Annotated in this window: 6 protein-coding genes and 1 other RNA gene; 5 read left to right on the top strand and 2 right to left on the bottom strand. The window is 73.6% G+C overall.

The window, feature by feature from the left end; translation table 11 throughout:
* Positions 1-9 precede the first annotated feature (9 nt).
* Positions 10-1,869, top strand: coding sequence for a BCCT family transporter (locus ACIOSR_RS04320; RefSeq protein WP_402751917.1), 1,860 nt, complete (start codon positions 10-12; stop codon positions 1,867-1,869).
* A gap of 89 nt (positions 1,870-1,958) precedes the next feature.
* Here ACIOSR_RS04320 and ACIOSR_RS04315 read toward each other — a convergent pair whose 3' ends face one another.
* Positions 1,959-2,450: a GNAT family N-acetyltransferase gene (locus tag ACIOSR_RS04315; RefSeq protein WP_402751916.1), complete on the bottom strand. Its 492-nt coding sequence runs from the start codon at positions 2,448-2,450 to the stop codon at positions 1,959-1,961.
* A gap of 85 nt (positions 2,451-2,535) precedes the next feature.
* Here ACIOSR_RS04315 and pta point away from each other — a divergent pair, with 85 nt between their 5' ends.
* Together pta and ACIOSR_RS04305 are read left to right on the top strand one after the other, a co-directional pair.
* A complete protein-coding gene (pta, locus tag ACIOSR_RS04310; RefSeq protein WP_173151283.1) occupies positions 2,536-4,677 on the top strand; it encodes a phosphate acetyltransferase in 2,142 nt (713 codons plus the stop codon).
* Complete coding sequence (locus ACIOSR_RS04305) at positions 4,674-5,867, top strand: acetate/propionate family kinase (RefSeq protein WP_159826145.1); 1,194 nt, start codon at positions 4,674-4,676, stop codon at positions 5,865-5,867. Before pta ends, ACIOSR_RS04305 begins: the two co-directional genes overlap by 4 nt.
* 120 nt (positions 5,868-5,987) lie before the next feature.
* Here ACIOSR_RS04305 and ACIOSR_RS04300 read toward each other — a convergent pair whose 3' ends face one another.
* A complete protein-coding gene (locus ACIOSR_RS04300; protein WP_402751915.1) occupies positions 5,988-6,668 on the bottom strand; it encodes an SDR family oxidoreductase in 681 nt (226 codons plus the stop codon).
* A gap of 54 nt (positions 6,669-6,722) precedes the next feature.
* Here ACIOSR_RS04300 and ffs point away from each other — a divergent pair.
* Both ffs and ACIOSR_RS04290 read left to right on the top strand, forming a co-directional pair.
* Positions 6,723-6,819, top strand: an RNA gene (ffs, locus tag ACIOSR_RS04295) — signal recognition particle sRNA small type.
* A gap of 401 nt (positions 6,820-7,220) precedes the next feature.
* Positions 7,221-16,184, top strand: a complete 8,964-nt coding sequence (locus tag ACIOSR_RS04290) for a choice-of-anchor G family protein (protein ID WP_402751914.1) — start codon at positions 7,221-7,223, stop codon at positions 16,182-16,184.
* Positions 16,185-16,292: the final 108 nt, after the last annotated feature.

The following is a 16,292-nucleotide window of genomic DNA, read 5'->3' as shown; positions in this document are numbered from 1 at the left end:
CATGGAGGCATGGCCACGACAACTCCGCCCCCTTCCGGGCCCCCCGCCGACCATCCCGCTTCCCTGACGGAGACCGTCTCGACCACCCCTCAACTGCGCCGCTGGGTCTTCTGGCCGGCCGCCGTCGTCGTCCTCGGATTCGTCGCCTACACCCTGATCGCGCCCGCCTCGGCCGAGGCGCTGTTCCTCGGCCTGCAGAGCGGCATCGTCCGCAACTTCAGCTGGTACTACGTCCTGATCGCCGCCTTCTTCGTCGGCTTCAGCCTGTTCCTCGGATTCAGCAGGTTCGGTGGCATCAAGCTGGGCAAGGACAAGGACGAGCCCGAGTTCTCGACGGGCTCGTGGTTCGCGCTCCTCTTCGCCGCGGGCATGGGCATCGGCCTCGTCTTCTACGGCGTCTCCGAGCCCCTCAGCCACTTCGCCTCGCCACGACCGGGCGTCACCGGCACCGAGGACCAGCTCGCGCAGCAGGCCCTGACCCAGACCTTCCTCCACTGGGGGCTGCACGCCTGGGCCATCTACGTCGTCCTCGGACTCGCCCTCGCCTACGCGATCCACCGGAGGGGGCGTCCCGTCTCCATCCGCTGGGCCCTCGAGCCCCTCCTCGGCAACCGCGTCCGCGGGGGTTGGGGCAACCTTATCGACGTCATCGCCCTCGTCGGCACGCTGTTCGGCGTCGCGACCTCGCTCGGTCTCGGCGTCATCCAGATCGGCGCCGGCCTCGAGGCCGCGGGCATCGCCGACAGCAGCATCGTGAGCCAGATCGCGATCATCGCCGTCATCACGGCGGTCACCATCGTGTCGCTCGTCACCGGTGTGACCAAGGGCATGAAGATCCTCTCGAACTTCAACCTCATCCTCGCGGCCGCCCTGCTGCTGTTCATCCTGATCGTCGGACCCACGCAGTTCCTGCTGCGCGACTTCGTGCAGTCCATCGGCGCCTACCTGCAGAACGTCGTCGGCCTGTCCTTCAACGTGACCGCCCAGCAGGGCGCCGCCGGCGAGGAGTGGCAGGGCGCCTGGACCACGTTCTACTGGGGGTGGTGGATGTCGTGGGCGCCCTTCGTCGGCATCTTCATCGCCCGCATCTCGAAGGGCCGCACGGTCCGCCAGTTCGTCTTCGGCGTGCTGCTCGTCCCGACCGCCCTCACCTTCCTGTGGTTCGCCGTCCTCGGTGGTGCGGCCATCCACCAGCAGACCGACGGCTCGGGTGGCCTCGTCGGAGCCGACGGCTCGGTCGACGTCGAGGGGTCGCTCTTCGCCCTGCTCGGCGGCCTGCCCGCCGGGACGGTCCTGACGTTCGGCGCGATCCTGCTCATCGGCGTGTTCTTCGTCACCTCGTCCGACTCCGGATCGCTCGTCATGGCGATGATCGCGTCGGGCGGCGACATCGAGCCGAAGAACTGGCTCCGGGTGTTCTTCGCCCTGGTGGCCGCCCTGCTCGCCGTCGCGCTCCTCCTGACCGGCGGTCTGGACGCCCTGAAGACCGCGGCGATCACGACGGCGCTGCCGTTCAGCATCGTGCTGCTGTTGACCTGTTGGTCGACGATCATCGCCTTCACCCGCGAACGTCGTGCGTACGACAAGGCCGAGCGCGACGTCCTCCTGGAGCACGTCGGCGCGTACTACGGTCTCGAGGTCGACGCCCCGACCCAGGCCGGTGGCACACGACTCGCCCGCCCCTGGGAGGCGGTCAAACGCCGGGTCCGGGGTGGCCGTGACGGTTCCCCGGCGAGCCGGGCGACGTCCGCCTCGGCCGTCGTCGCCGAGCCTCCGCTCCAGGTCGACGTCGTGTCGCCCGACCCGGCCATCGACGGTCGGCTCGACACGCCCGGCGACACCGGACAGGACGGCTCGACCGGACGCTGACCCCACCGCTCCGCCCACGACGGGCGTCGTCTCCTCGGAGGCGGCGCCCGTCGTCGTCCCGGCACCCCGTCGGTCCCGTCGCGCCCGGGTCAGGCCAGTCGGCGGACCATGTACCGCAGGTCGAGCCACTCGCCGAACTTCGTGCCGACCTCGCGCAGCACGCCGGCGTCCTCGAAGCCGAGCGACTCGTGCAGCCGCACCGACGCCTCGTTGCCCGCCTCGATCAGCGCCACCATGACGTGCAGCTCGTCCCGCGTGGCCCGCTCGACGAGTTCGGCCATCAGCGCTCGTCCGAGTCCCTTGCCCTGTTGCCCCGGACGCACGTAGACCGAGTTCTCGCAGGTGTGCCGGTAGCCGTCCTTGGCATGGAACGGCCCGTAGCTGCCGTAGCCGAGCACCTCGTCGCCGTCCACCGCGACGATCGCGCTGCGCCGCGCCTCCTGATGGCTGGTCAGCCACTCGCGCCGACCCTCGAGGGTCGGCGTGACGTCGGTCCAGATGGCCCGGGAGTGCGCCACGGCGTCGGCGTGGATCTCGAGGACGCCGGGCAGGTCGGCCTCGGTCGCGGTGCGGATCTGCATGCCGACGAGCCTAGGAGGTGTCTCGCGGCCTCCGCCAGCACGCTTCCCCGGCGGCTCGAAGGCTGCCGCCCGTAGGCTGGCGAGCGTGTCGACACGCATCTACATCACCTCTGCCGAAGGCCACACGGGCAAGTCCACGATCGCCTTGGGCGTGCTCGACACGCTCAGCCACGAGGTGGGCCGGGTGGGGGTGTTCCGACCCGTCGCCCGCTCGACCGACGAGCGCGACTACGTGCTCGAACTCCTGCTGTCGCACGACAGCGTCGACCTGGCCTACGACGAGTGCGTCGGCGTCAGCTACGACGCGGTGCACGCCGATCCCGACGCCGCGCTCGCCACCATCGTGAGCCGCTTCGCCGCCGTCGAGCGGCAGTGCGACGCGGTCGTGGTGATCGGTTCCGACTACACCGACGTCGGCAGCCCCACCGAGCTGTCGTACAACGCCCGCATCGCGGCCAACCTCGGCGCGCCCGTGCTGCTCGTGCTCGGCGGCCGCAGCGCCGACGGCCAGACGCGGCGCTCGGGCGCCGACATGCGCCAGGTCGCCGAACTGACCACCGCCGAGCTGCGCTCCGAGCACGCGAGCCTGCTGGCCGTCGTCGCCAACCGGGTCGACCCCGACCACCTCGACGAGGTCGTCGACGGCATCGGCCACGCCCTCGAGGCGTCACCCACCGGGCGGGTCCCGATCTGGACGCTGCCGGAGGACCGCGTCCTCGTCGCCCCGACGATGCGCGCCGTGCTGCAGGCCACCGGTGCGACCCTGCTGCGCGGCGACGACGCCCTGCTCGACCGAGAGGCGCTCGGCGTCGTCGTGGCGGCCATGTCGATGGAGAACGTGCTGCCGCGACTCACCGAGGGTGCCGTCGTCGTGGTGCCGGGCGACCGCTCCGACGTGCTCGTCGCGACGGTGCTCGCCCACGCCTCCGAGACCTTCCCGTCGCTCGCCGGCATCGTGCTCAACGGTGGGTTCGCCCTCGCCCCGCAGGTCGAGCGCCTGCTCGAGGGGCTCGACAGCCCGCTGCCGATCGCGACCACGAGCACCGGCACCTACGACACGGCTCTCGCCATCACGCAGACCCGCGGGCGCCTCGCCGCCGACTCGCCCCGCAAGTACGACCTCGCCCTGGCCCTCTTCGAGACGCACGTCGACGGGGCCGAGCTGTTGCGCCTCCTGCAGGTCAGCCCGTCCGGGGTGGTGACGCCCCTGATGTTCGAGTACCAGCTGCTCGAGCGGGCGCGGGGGGCGCAGAAGCACATCGTCATGCCCGAGGGCGACGACGACCGGGTGCTGCGGGCCGCGTCCACCTTGTTGCAGCGCGGCGTCGCCGCCATCACGCTGCTCGGCGACGAGACGGCCATCCGCGCCCGGGGCGCCGAGCTCGGTCTCGACCTCGCCACCGCCCGCGTGCTCGACCCGTTCGACCCCAGCCTGCAGGTGCTCTTCGCGACCGAGTACGCCAAGCTGCGGGCCCACAAGGGCATCGCGGTCTCCCAGGCGATGGACACCGTGACCGACGTCTCGTACTTCGGCACGATGATGGTGAAGCTCGGCCTCGCCGACGGCATGGTGTCGGGCGCCAAGCACACCACGGCGCACACCATCCGGCCCGCCTTCGAGGTCATCAAGACGCTGCCCGACGTCGGCGTCGTGTCGAGCGTGTTCCTCATGGCGCTCGCCGACCGGGTGCTGGTCTACGGCGACTGCGCCGTCATCCCCGACCCGACCGCCGAGCAACTCGCCGACATCGCGATCTCGTCGGCGCAGACCGCACAGCAGTTCGGCATCGAGCCCCGCGTCGCCATGTTGAGCTACAGCACGGGCGACAGCGGCTCGGGTGCGGACGTCGAGAAGGTCCGCGCCGCCACGGCACTCGTCCGCGAACGCCGACCCGACCTGCTCGTCGAGGGGCCGATCCAGTACGACGCCGCGGCCGACCCGACGGTGGCCGCCGCCAAGATGCCGGAGTCCGAGGTCGCCGGTCGGGCGACGGTGTTCATCTTCCCCGACCTCAACACGGGCAACAACACGTACAAGGCCGTGCAGCGCAGTGCGGGTGCGGTCGCGATCGGCCCCATCCTGCAGGGCCTCCGCAAGCCGATCAACGACCTGTCCCGCGGGGCCCTCGTCGGAGACATCGTCAACACCGTCGCCATCACGGCCATCCAGGCCGGCACGCAGGCCGCCGCCGCCGCCGTCACCAGCACCGAAGGAGCCTCCTCGTGAGCACCGTCCTCGTCGTCAACTCCGGCTCGTCGTCGTTCAAGTACCAGCTGATCGAGCTCGAGGGCGAGCGCACGCTCGCGAGCGGTCTCGTCGAGCGCATCGGGGAGGACGTCGGGTCGACCCGTCACCGCAACGAGGTCACCGGCGACGAGACCCGCAACGACACCCAGCCGATCGCCGACCACGCCGCGGGCTTCGCCGCGATGCTGACCGCCTTCGAGGCGCACGGCCCGTCCTTCGCCGAGTACCCGCCGGTCGCGGTGGGCCACCGCGTCGTCCACGGCGGAGAAGAGTTCGACCGCGCGACGGTCGTCACGCCCGACGTCGAGAAGGCGATCGACCGCCTGTCGGCCCTCGCCCCGCTGCACAACCCGGCCAACCTGCAGGGCATCCGCGCGGCCCGGGAGGCCTTCCCCGACGTCCCCCACGTCGCGGTCTTCGACACGGCGTTCCACCAGACGCTCGCCCCCGCCGCCTACACCTACGCGATCGACGCCGAGCTGGCGAAGAAGCACCACGTTCGTCGCTTCGGCTTCCACGGCACGTCGCACAAGTACGTGAGCGAGAAGACCGCCGAGTTCCTCGGTCGCCCCCTCGCCGAGCTGAAGACGATCGTGCTGCACCTCGGCAACGGCGCCTCGGCCGCCGCGATCGACGGCGGGCGGTCCATCGACACGAGCATGGGCATGACGCCCCTCGAGGGGCTCGTCATGGGCACGCGCTCGGGTGACATCGATCCCGCGGCCGTGTTCCACCTCCACCGTGAGGCGGGACTCGACTTCGCCGAGCTCGAGACGTTGCTCAACAAGGGCAGCGGGCTGCTCGGCCTCACCGGCAGCGGCGACATGCGCGACGTGCAGGACAGCGCGTCCCGGGGCGACGCCGTGTCCGAGGCGGCGCTGGCCGTCTACCGGCACCGCCTGCGGCACTACATCGGTGCCTACGTCGCCCAGCTCGGGGGACTCGACGCCGTCGTCTTCACGGCAGGGGTCGGCGAGAACAACGCCCTGCTGCGTCGTCGGACGCTCATGGGCCTGGAGTTCTTCGGCATCCACGTCGACGACGACCGCAACGAACTCGCGTCCCGCGAGGCGCGGTACATCTCGCCCGAGGGGTCGAGGGTGTCCGTCCTCGTCGTCCCCACGAACGAAGAACTCGAGATCGCCCGACAGGCCGCCGCCCTCAGCTGAGGCGTCGGCGGGTGCACGACCCGACCGACCCTCAGACGGGGGAGGGCCCCGGTGCGCTGGTCGCGCCTCCGGGGCTCTCGTCCGTCACTCCGTGGTCGGGGGACGACCAGGAGGCGCGGGTCAGTACTTGATGGTCGCCAGCGCGTCCGAGACGGTGACGTCGCCCGAGACGGCCTCGAACTGCGTCTTGACGGCGGTGCCCTCGATCAGCGCCGTGGCGATGATCTCGGCCACGTCCGCGCGGGGGATGCTGCCGCGCTCGACGGTCGTGCCGACCGTGACCTGGCCGGTGCCGTCGTCGTCGGTCAGGCCACCGGGGCGGACGATCGTCCAGTCCAGGCCCTCGCGACGGCGGAGGTCGGCGTCGGCCTCGCTCTTCGCACGCATGTACACCTGGTACACGTCGTCGTCGTTCGCGGCGGGCAGCTCGGCGCGCGCCGGGTCGAAGTCGTCCGTACCGATGGCCGAGACCATGACGTAGCGCGTGACGCCCGCCTTCTCGGCGGCGTCGGCCAGGAGGACGGCCCCGTCGCGGTCCATCGTGAGCTTGCGCTCGGCGCCGCTGCCGCCGCCGCCGCCCGCGGCGAAGACGACGGCGTCGGCCCCGTCGAGGTGGCCGGCGAGCGTGTCGACGTCGGTCCGTTCGAGGTCGAGGACGAGGGCACGGGCCCCCGCGGCCTCGAGGTCGGCGGTGTGGTCGGGGTTGCGGACGATGCCGACGGGGTCGTGCCCGGCGTCGGCGAGTCGGCGTTCGAGGAGCTGGGCGATCTTGCCGTGTCCTCCGGCGATGACGATTCTCATGCCCCCAGGCAACACCCCGGGTCGCGGCGACCACTCAGTTGCCGCTAAACTCGTCGAGGCTCCTCACGTGGCGTCATCCAGGCCAATTCCCCCAGGGCAGAAATGCAGCAAGGGTAACCGGGCTCTGACGGGTGCGTGAGGGGTCATTTCTCTTTTGGGGGCCGAAGGCCCCGTGGCCCCCCTTCGTGGGGTGCGCGATCCGCGCGATGCCCCCTATGCTCGGCATCACGACGAGACCGAACCAGCTCGTCGGGAGCGATCAACCACCGCTCCGGCCGCACCCCTCACCACGGTGCGACCACGCGCGACGGCGCCGTCGCACCCGCACCACACGATCAGGATCAGGACCGATGAGCCCCTCACCACGGCACGTCAGCAGCACCCGCACCAGGCGAACGAGCCCGCGCACCGCGCGGTAGTCCCGTTCGCCTCGCCGTCGTCCCCGGGCGGCGACGCGGCGACGACACAACAGAACAGCAGCACCTCCCGCCTCACCAGCGGGAGTTCTTCGGATCAGGCGGCGGGCTCGTCCCGTCAGGAAGAGGCACACCCATGCGAAGCCAGACGATCGAGCGTCCCCGGCGCTCCCACGCGTCCCGCGCACTGAAGGCGACGGCGGCCGCCGTCGTCGCGGCGGTCGTCGGCGCGCTCGTCGTCGTCGTCCCCGCGCAGGCGGCCACGACCGACCGCAGCGAGGCCGAGGCGTCGCTCGTCGGCGGAACGGGCATCGTCGCGCTCGACCAGGTCGCCGCACTCGGCGGGGCCTACTCGGCCTTCGGCACCACGCAGAACCCGCCGACGTCGCGCAACCCGCTGAACCTCACCGCCGTCAACGCGCTCACGGTCGGTCTGGGCAACGGCATCCGCCTCCTCGGGGGCAACGGGCTGCTCACCCTCGGCGTCGACGGTCAGTACGCGAACGCCACCGCGACCGGCGCCACCGCCTCGGCCGGTCTCATCGCCCAGGACGGCTCGATCGCCGTCGGCGACGGCAGCCCGGCCCAGCAGACCACCCTCCGCCTCCAGCCGCTGCTCGCCCAGGTGCCCGCCACGCAGGGCGTCCTCAGCGACGTGACCCTGCAGCTCGGCGCGCTCTCGTCGCAGATCACCCAGCAGCGGGGCGCCACCGCCACCACGCCCACGACGGCCTACCAGGTCGCCGGTGCCCGCTACACCCTCACCAGCCCCGCGGTCGCGGGCGTCACCTCCTCGCTCCGCACCACGGTGACCGGTCTCGGGTCGACGGTCGACGCGGTCGGCGGTTCCGCCGCGCTGACGAACGCCGTGGCCCCCGTCACCGCACCGCTCGTCGGCCTCGTCAACGCCCTCCCCCTCGCCAGTGCCGGCCAGCCCACCGTCGTCGTCCGCGGCGGGGTCGACCTGACGTCGACCCTCGACACCGAGTTGGCGCGTCCGCTCACCTCGGGCATCGTGACCCTCACCCCGTCGACCGGGGAGATCGTCATCGACCTGCAGGCACTGAACGGGCTGCCGGCGAACAGCGACCTGCTCAGCCCGGCCACGCTCACGGCCGTGACGGCCGGCCTGACCGACATCCTGCAGAACCAGCTCCCGACGAACCTCGTCGCCGCGGCGAACGCCGCCATCCGGTCGACCGCGCTGACCGTCGACCTGCAGGTCCCCGTGCGTCTCGCGGGGGCGAACCTGACGCTCGGGGCCACCACGACGACGACGGTCGGTCAGCTCATCGACGGCACGACCCCGGCCGCCGCCACGGTCGTCACCGCACCCCTCGGCCTGGGCGTGCTGACGGGAGCGGTCACGACCCTCGTCACCACGTCCCTCCTGCCGACCGTGGGCGGCCTCTACTCGCCCCTGGTGAACGGCACGGCGCTCGCCGCCACGACGACCAGCCTGCGCACCACGACCGCCGCGGTCGTCACGACCCTCGCGCCTCTCACGACGTTGCTCAACCAACTCGTCCGCGTCACGATCAACGCCCAGGACGGCGCGGGCTTCCGTGACGGCCGAGGCACCGACGCCGGCTCGAGCTCCGTCCACGCGGTCAGCCTCTCGGTCCTCCCGCTGGTGAACGCGTCCCGGGTCGACCTCGCGACCTCCACCGTCCGCGCCGCGGCCCTCGCCCCCCTCAGCATCGCCACGCCCACCGCCGGGCAGGTGTTCGTCGTCCCGGCCTCCCCGGGCGCCACGCGCAGCGTCGTGCTGACCGGTGCCGGCGAGCCCGGCGCCGCCGTCACGGTCGACCTCGGTGCCGGTCTCACGGGCACCGGCACGGTCGCCGTGGACGGCAGCTGGAGCGTGACCGTCGCGAACGTGCCCGCAGGGGCCTACAGCGCCTCCGTGACCCAGGCCCTCGGCACCGCGACCACCGGCCCCGTCACGCGGGACTTCACCGTCGTCGCGCAGCAGCCGCTCGTCGTCACCACGCCCACCGCCGGACGCGTCTTCACGGTCCTCGACGCCGACTCCACGACCCCCGTGATCGTCTCGGGCACCGCGACCCCCACGGCCACCGTCGCCGTCGACCTGGGCGGCGGCCGCACGGCCACGGCCCTCGTCGCCGCGGACGGCACCTGGTCGACGACCGTCCCGGGCGTGCCCGTCGGCGGCTACACCGCGTCGGTGACCCAAGCCCTCGGTGGAGACGTCTCCGCCGCCGTGACGCGCGCCTTCAGCGTCGTCGCCGGCACGGGCCTGACCATCACGAGCCCGACCTCCGGCACGCAGTACCGTCTGCCCGGAGACGACTCCACCCGTGACGTCACCGTCTCGGGTGCCGGACAGGCCGGGGCCCCGGTCGCCGTCACCCTCGGCGGCGGCCGCGACCTCACCACGACGGTCGCCCCCAACGGCACCTGGTCCGTGACCTTCCCGGCCCTGCCGGTCGCCACCTACACGGCCACCGCGACGCAGACGGTGGGAGGCGCGGTGTCCGCCCCGCAGACCACCGACTTCACCCTCGTGGCCGCGACCGGCGTGACGATCTCGACGCCGGCGCCCGGTGCGACCCTCACGGTCGCCGACGCCACCTCGACCACCCCGGTCACGGTGACGGGAGCCGCCGAGCCGAACGCCCCCGTCCGCGTGGACCTGGGCGACGGCTACGTGGCCACGACCACGGCCGACGCCACGGGCGCCTGGTCGGCCACCGTGTCGTCCGTGCCCGTCGGGCCCCGGACGATCAGCGTCACGCAGACGGTCGCGGGCGTCGTCTCGGTGCCGGTCACGCAGCCGTTGACGGTCGCCGCCGGTGCACCGCTCGACATCCTCGCCCCGGCCGAGGGCACCACGGTGCGCGTCGCCGACAGCGCCTCCTTGTCCACGCTGACCGTCTCGGGCACCGCCCAGGTCGGCGCCGACGTCCGCGTCGACCTCGGTGACGGCCTCACCGGCCGGATCACGGCGGACGCCTCGACCGGCGCCTGGTCGGTGGACGTCGCCGGCGTTCCCGTCGGTCAGCGCACGATCTCGGCGACGCAGACCGTCGGCGGCACCGTGTCGCCCGCGCAGACGCGCGTCGTGTCGATCGTCGCCGGGACCCCGGTCGCCATCTCGACGCCGGCCCCCGGGGCCACGATCCCGATCGTCGGCGGCACCACGGCCGACGTGACCGTCACCGGCACGGCCGACCCGGGGGCGACCGTCACGGTCGGCCTCGGCGCCGGCTTCGAGGTGCCGGCCACGGTCGACCCCGCCACGGGCGCCTGGACCGCCGTCATCCCCGACGTCCCCGCCGGTGACCGCACGCTCGGTGCGACGCAGACCCTCGGCGGGACCACCTCGGCACCGGTGACCCAGCCGCTGACGATCGCGCAGGGCACGCCCCTGGCCGTCACGGCACCGCTCGACGGCGCCGAGTACTTCGTCCCCGGACCGCAGGACACGACGCCCGTCGTCGTCTCGGGCACGGGCCAGGTCGGGGCGACCGTCGAGGTCGACCTCGGCGACGGCCTCGTCGGCCAGATGGTCGTCCCGGTCTCGGGCCAGTGGTCCGTCACGGTCGACGGCGTCCCGGTCGGTCCGCACACGGTCTCGGTGACCCAGAGCATCAACGGCTCCACCTCGGACGCCGAGACGCGGGACGTCCTGGTCAGCGTCGGCGGCGACGTCGTCATCACGGCGCCCGTCCCCGGCACCCAGCTGGTGGTCGCCGACGACCAGGGGACCGCTCCGGTCACCATCGCGGGCACCGGCGTGGCCGGTCTGCCCGTCACCGTCACGGTGGACGGCGTCGACCAGGCCCCGGTCGCCACCGACGCGCAGGGCACCTGGTCCCTCGTCCTGACCGGGGTCGCCGTCGGCGACCACGTCGTGGGCGCGAGCCAGCAGCAGGGCCCCGACCTCCTCGAGGCCGGGCCGACGGACTTCTCGGTCGTCTCGGCCGAGGCCGACCTCTCCATCACCGCACCCGGTGACGGCGACGTCGTCACGGTCGCCGGCGCGGACAGCACCACCGCCGTCGTCGTGACCGGGACGGCCTACCCCGGTGCGTCCGTCGAGGTCACCCTGGCCGGCGTGGTCGTCCCGACGACCGCCGGGCCCGACGGGCTCTGGTCCGTCACGGTCCCGGGCGTCCCCGTGGGTGACCAGGTCGCCTCCGCGACCCAGACGGTCGGTCGCACGACGACCACCGAGCCCGTCACCCGGGCCTTCGAGATCGCCTCCGGGGCCGACGTGGTCATCACGACGCCCGCCGCCGACATCCGCTACGTCGTCGCCTCGCCCGCGGCCATGCAGGACGTCCCGGTCGCCGGCACCGCCCAGCCGGGCGCACGGATCACCGTGACCCTCGACGGCGCCGAGGTCGGCAGCACCCTCGCCGACCCCGTGACCGGGGCCTGGGCGGTCACGCTCGTCGGCGTCGGCGTCGGAGAGCGCGTCCTCGGGGCCTCACAGGCGGTGCGGGACACCGTCCAGCAGGCCGACACGCGCGTCGTGACGATCGACCCGGCCGCCCCGCTGACCATCGTCGCCCCGGCCGACGGCGTCCCGATCTTCCTCGCCGACCCGTCCTCGACCACGACGCTCGTCGTGTCGGGTCAGGCCGAGCCGGGCGCGGTCGTCCGCGTCGACCTCGGCGACGGCTTCACCGACACGGTCACTTCCGGCACCACGACGGGTGCCTGGACGGTGTCCTTCGCCGGGGTGCCCGTGGGCACGCGGACCGTCACCGCCACCCAGACGGTGGGCACCTCGGTCTCGGCTCCCGAGACCCGGGTGGTCCGCATCCTCGCCGGCGACCCCCTCGTCGTCCTGACCCCAGCCGACGGTTCCGTCGTCGACGTGGCCGGGCCCGAGGTCGTGACCACGGTGACCGTCTCCGGCACCGCCGCGGCGGGAGCCACGGTCGACGTGGTCCTCGATCCCGCGACGGGCGCCGACCTCGCCGCCACGACGACGGCCGACGCGGCCACGGGCCGGTGGTCCGTGGACGTCCCGGGCGTGCCCGTGGGCGCGGCCGACCTGTCGGTGACGCAGAGCATCGGCGGCACCACCTCGCCGGCGCAGGAGAGCTCGTTCGAGATCCGCGCGGCCGCCCCGGTCGTCATCGTCGACCCGGACGACACCGTGTTCACGGTGCTCGACCCGGCCGGCACCGTGGACGTCCCCGTCTCGGGCACGGCGTCCCCGGGCGCCCCGGTCTCGGTCCGACTGAACGGGGGAGCGGCCGTCACCACGACCGCCGACCCGACGTCCGGCGACTGGTCCGTCCTCTTCGCCGACCTGCCGACCGCCGTCTACCAGGTGACGGCGTCGCAGACCGTGGCCGGTACGACCTCGACCCCCGTCGCGGCCGGGTTCCGGATCGTGGTCGGTCCCGGGTTGGAGGTCCTGCAGCCCGAGCCCGGTGACGTCGTGACCGTCGCCGACCCGACCGCCTCGACGGCCGTCACGGTCAGCGGCACGGCCGCACCCGGGGCGACCGTCCGCGTCGACCTCGGCGACGACCTCGTGGCCTCGACGATCGCCGACCCGACCACCGGCGCCTGGAGCGTCGTCGTGGCCGGCGTCACGGTCGGCGAGCGCACGCTCACCGCCACCCAGGCGCTCGGCACCTCGGTGTCGCCCGCCGTCACCCAACCCCTCTCGGTGGTCTCCGCCGCCGCGGTCGTCATCGAGGCCCCGGCCGTCGGGACCGTCGTGGCGGTGGCGACGCCGGACGCGACGACCGACCTGGTCGTGTCGGGCACGGCCGAGCCGGGCGCCTCGATCGCCGTCGACCTCGGCGACGACCTGACCGGCACGGTCACGGCCGACGGCACGACCGGCGCGTGGAGCGTCACCGTGCCGGGCGTCCCGGTCGGCGACCGCACCATCGCGGTCACGCAGACCGTCGACGGCTCGACCTCGACCCCGGTCACGCGGGACGTGTCGATCGTCGTGGCCCCCGCCGCGCCTGCGATCGTCACCCCCGCCCCCGGTGCGACGGTCTCCCTGCTCGACCCGGCCGGCACCACGTCGGTCGTCGTCTCGGGCACCGGTGAGCCCGGCGCCACCATCGCCGTCTCGCTCGGCACGGGCCTCACGGCCGGCGCCACCGTCGGGCCCGAGGGTGACTGGCAGACGACCGTCGACGGAGTCCCCGTCGGGGACTACACCCTGACCGCCACGCAGACGATCCGAGGCGCGACCTCGGCCGCGGCGACGCAACCGTTCACGGTCGCGGCGGCAGCGGGTCTCGTCGTCGACCGGCCCACCGACGGCACGACGGTCGTCGTGCTCGCCGCGGGCGACACCGCCCCGGTGGTCGCGTCCGGCACGGCCCAGCCCGGAGCGACCGTCACGGTCGACCTCGGTGACGGCCTGGTCGGGACCGTCGTGGCCGACCCGACGACCGGCGCCTGGAGCGTCACGGTCGACGGCGTCCCGGTCGGCGACCGCACCGCCTCGGTCACCCAGACCGTCGACGGCGCCGTGTCGACCCCGATCACGCGGGACGTGTCGGTCGTCGTGGCCGCCCCGGTGACGATCACCTCGCCGCCCGCCGGGTCGTCGATCGTCGTCCGTGACACCGACGACGCCACCGACGTCACGGTCACCGGCACGGGTCAGCCCGGCGCCACGGTCGTGGTCGCGGTGGGCGACGACCTCTCCGAGACGACGACGGTGACCCCCGAGGGCACCTGGACCGTCACGGTGGGCGACGTGCCCGTCGGCTCGTACCCGGTCGTCGTGACGCAGACGGTGCCGGCCGGTTCGACGACTCCCGCCACCCAGCAGCTCGACGTGGTGGTCGGCACCCCGGTCACCATCACCGAGCCCGCCCCGGGTGCCACGGTCGTCGTCCTCGACGGCCGGACGACGCCGGTCACGGTGTCGGGCACCGCCCAGCCCGGCGCGACCGTCACGGTCTCGCTCGGTGGCGACCTGACCCAGGCCGTCACGGCCGACCCGACGACGGGGGCGTGGACCACGACCTTCGACGCGGTGCCGGTGGGTGCCGGACCGATCTCGGTGGTGCAGCAGTACGGCACCGTCACGACGGTCCCCGTGACCCAGCCGTTCGCGGTGGTCGCGGCAGACCCGATCCGGATCACCGACCCGGCGACGGGCACGCGCCTCCTCGTGCCGTCCGCCGCCTCGACGGTGGACCTGCCGGTGTCCGGTTCGGCCCAGGCCGGCGCGACCGTCGCGGTGACGCTCGACGACGGCACGGCCGTCACGGTCGACGTGGACGACGACGGCGACTGGTCGACCACCTTCGCGGGGGTCGGCGTGGGCGAGCACGTGGTGTCCGCGACGCAGACCGTCGGCGGGGTCGAGTCGGCTCCGGTCACGACCACGGTCGTGGTCGAGGCCGCCGCGACGCTCACGATCACGGCACCGACCGACGGCCAGCAGTACCAGGCGGGCGACGCCGGCACCGCGCCGGTCGTCGTCCGTGGCCAGGGGCAGCCGGGCGCACCCGTCGCCGTCACGGTCGACGGGGGAGACCCCGTCACCACGACGGTCGACGCCTCGGGCTCGTGGCAGGTGCCGGTCGTGCTCGGCACCGGGACGCACACGGTCTCGGCCGTGCAGACCGTCGGAGGCGCCACGAGCGCTCCCGTCGAGGTCTCGGTGGTCGTCGTGCCCGTCCCGGCCGACCCCGCCGCCGCGCCCACCATCACCTCGCCGGCCGACGGACAGCTCGTCGTCGACACCGACGGTGACGGCTTGGTCGACCTGCCGGTCACCGGAACGGGCGAGCCCGGAGCCACCGTCACCGTCTCCGTCGGCGGCATCACGCAGACGGCCACCGTCACCGACGGGGGCACCTGGTCGGTGACCCTGCCGGCGGTCCCGGTCGGCACCCGCACCGTGATCGTCGAACAGACGGTCGGCGGCGTCGTCACCGGCAGCGCGTCGGTCGACGTCACCCTCGCCCCCGCGGCCGAGGTCGCGCCGCTCGTGGTCACCTCGCCCGAACAGGGCTCGATCCTGCCGGCGGGCACGGCGGGGACGGCGGACGTCCTGGTCGGCGGTTCGGCTCAGCCGAACGCCTCGGTGGCCGTCAGCATCGACGGCGGCCTCCCGGTCGTGGTCGACGTGGACGCCGACGGCGCCTGGTCCACCACCCTGGTGGGGGTCGAGCAGGGGCAGCACACCCTGTCCGTGACCCAGACCGTGGGAGGCGCGGTGTCGGCCCCCGAGACCGTCGTGTTCACGGTCTCGCCGGCCGCGAGCACCGACGCCGTCGTCATCACCTCGCCGGCACCCGGCGCGTTGATCGCCGACGTCGACGGGAACGGCCTCGAGGACGTCACGGTGACGGGCACCGGCACACCCGGTGCGCTCGTCACGGTGGACCTCGGCGGCGGGCCGACGCAGTCGGCGACGGTCGGGGCCGACGGCACCTGGGCGGTCGACTTCACGGACGTCCCGGTCGGCGCCTACGTCGTCACGGCGACGCAGACCGCGGACGCGGGCACGACCACGGTGAGCCAGGACCTCCTGATCGCCTCGGTCGACCCCGTGGTGATCACCAGCCCGGTGGCCGGCTCGGTCCTGCAGGCCGGAACCGGCGGCACGACGCCCGTGACGGTCGTCGGGACGGCGGAACCCGGTGCCACGGTGACGGTGCAGCTCGACGACGGCACCGCGCAGGTCGTCCAGGCCGACCCCGGGACGGGGAGCTGGACGGTCGTCCTCGCGGGCGTCGCCGTCGGACCCCACGTGGTCGCCGCGACCGAGACGATCGCGGGCGCCACGTCGGCCCCGGTCACCACCGGGTTCACCGTCGCGGCGGCCAGCGGGACCCCGGGCACACCGGGCGACCCGGGAACTCCCGGGACGCCCGGGACGCCCGGGACCCCGGGTACCCCTGGTACCCCCGGCTTCCCGGGTCTGCCCGGATCGGGTGGCGGCACCGGCACCGGTAACGGCACCGGCACCGGTGGGGGAGCGGTCCCGACCGGCTCCGTCTCGGGCCTGGCGTACACGGGGTCGGACGCCCTCGGCTGGTTCTCGCTCGCGGCCTTCGCCTTGCTGATCGGCCTCGGCCTCGTGTCGGCGACCAGGGTCCGCCGTCGCGCGAGGGGGTCCGCCGAGTAGTCCACCCCGGCCGGGAGCCGCACCCGAGGGCCCGTCGACACGACGGGCCCTCTCGTGCGCCCGGGGCGCCGCGAGGGGCCCTCGACGGCGACTCCCGCCGTCGACCGT

It is taken from the genome of Frigoribacterium sp. NPDC087798 (assembly GCF_044742985.1).
Classification (GTDB): Bacteria; Actinomycetota; Actinomycetes; order Actinomycetales; family Microbacteriaceae; genus Frigoribacterium.
This window is presented reverse-complemented; position numbering and strand designations above follow the sequence as displayed.

Bases quoted from the DNA above. Each gene is read 5' to 3' on its own strand.
- ACIOSR_RS04320 (WP_402751917.1), top strand. From the start codon at position 10: ATGGCCACGACAACTCCGCCCCCTTCCGGGCCCCCCGCCGACCATCCC.
- ACIOSR_RS04315 (WP_402751916.1), bottom strand. From the start codon at position 2,450: ATGCAGATCCGCACCGCGACCGAGGCCGACCTGCCCGGCGTCCTCGAG.
- ACIOSR_RS04300 (WP_402751915.1), bottom strand. From the start codon at position 6,668: ATGAGAATCGTCATCGCCGGAGGACACGGCAAGATCGCCCAGCTCCTC.
- ACIOSR_RS04290 (WP_402751914.1), top strand. From the start codon at position 7,221: ATGCGAAGCCAGACGATCGAGCGTCCCCGGCGCTCCCACGCGTCCCGC.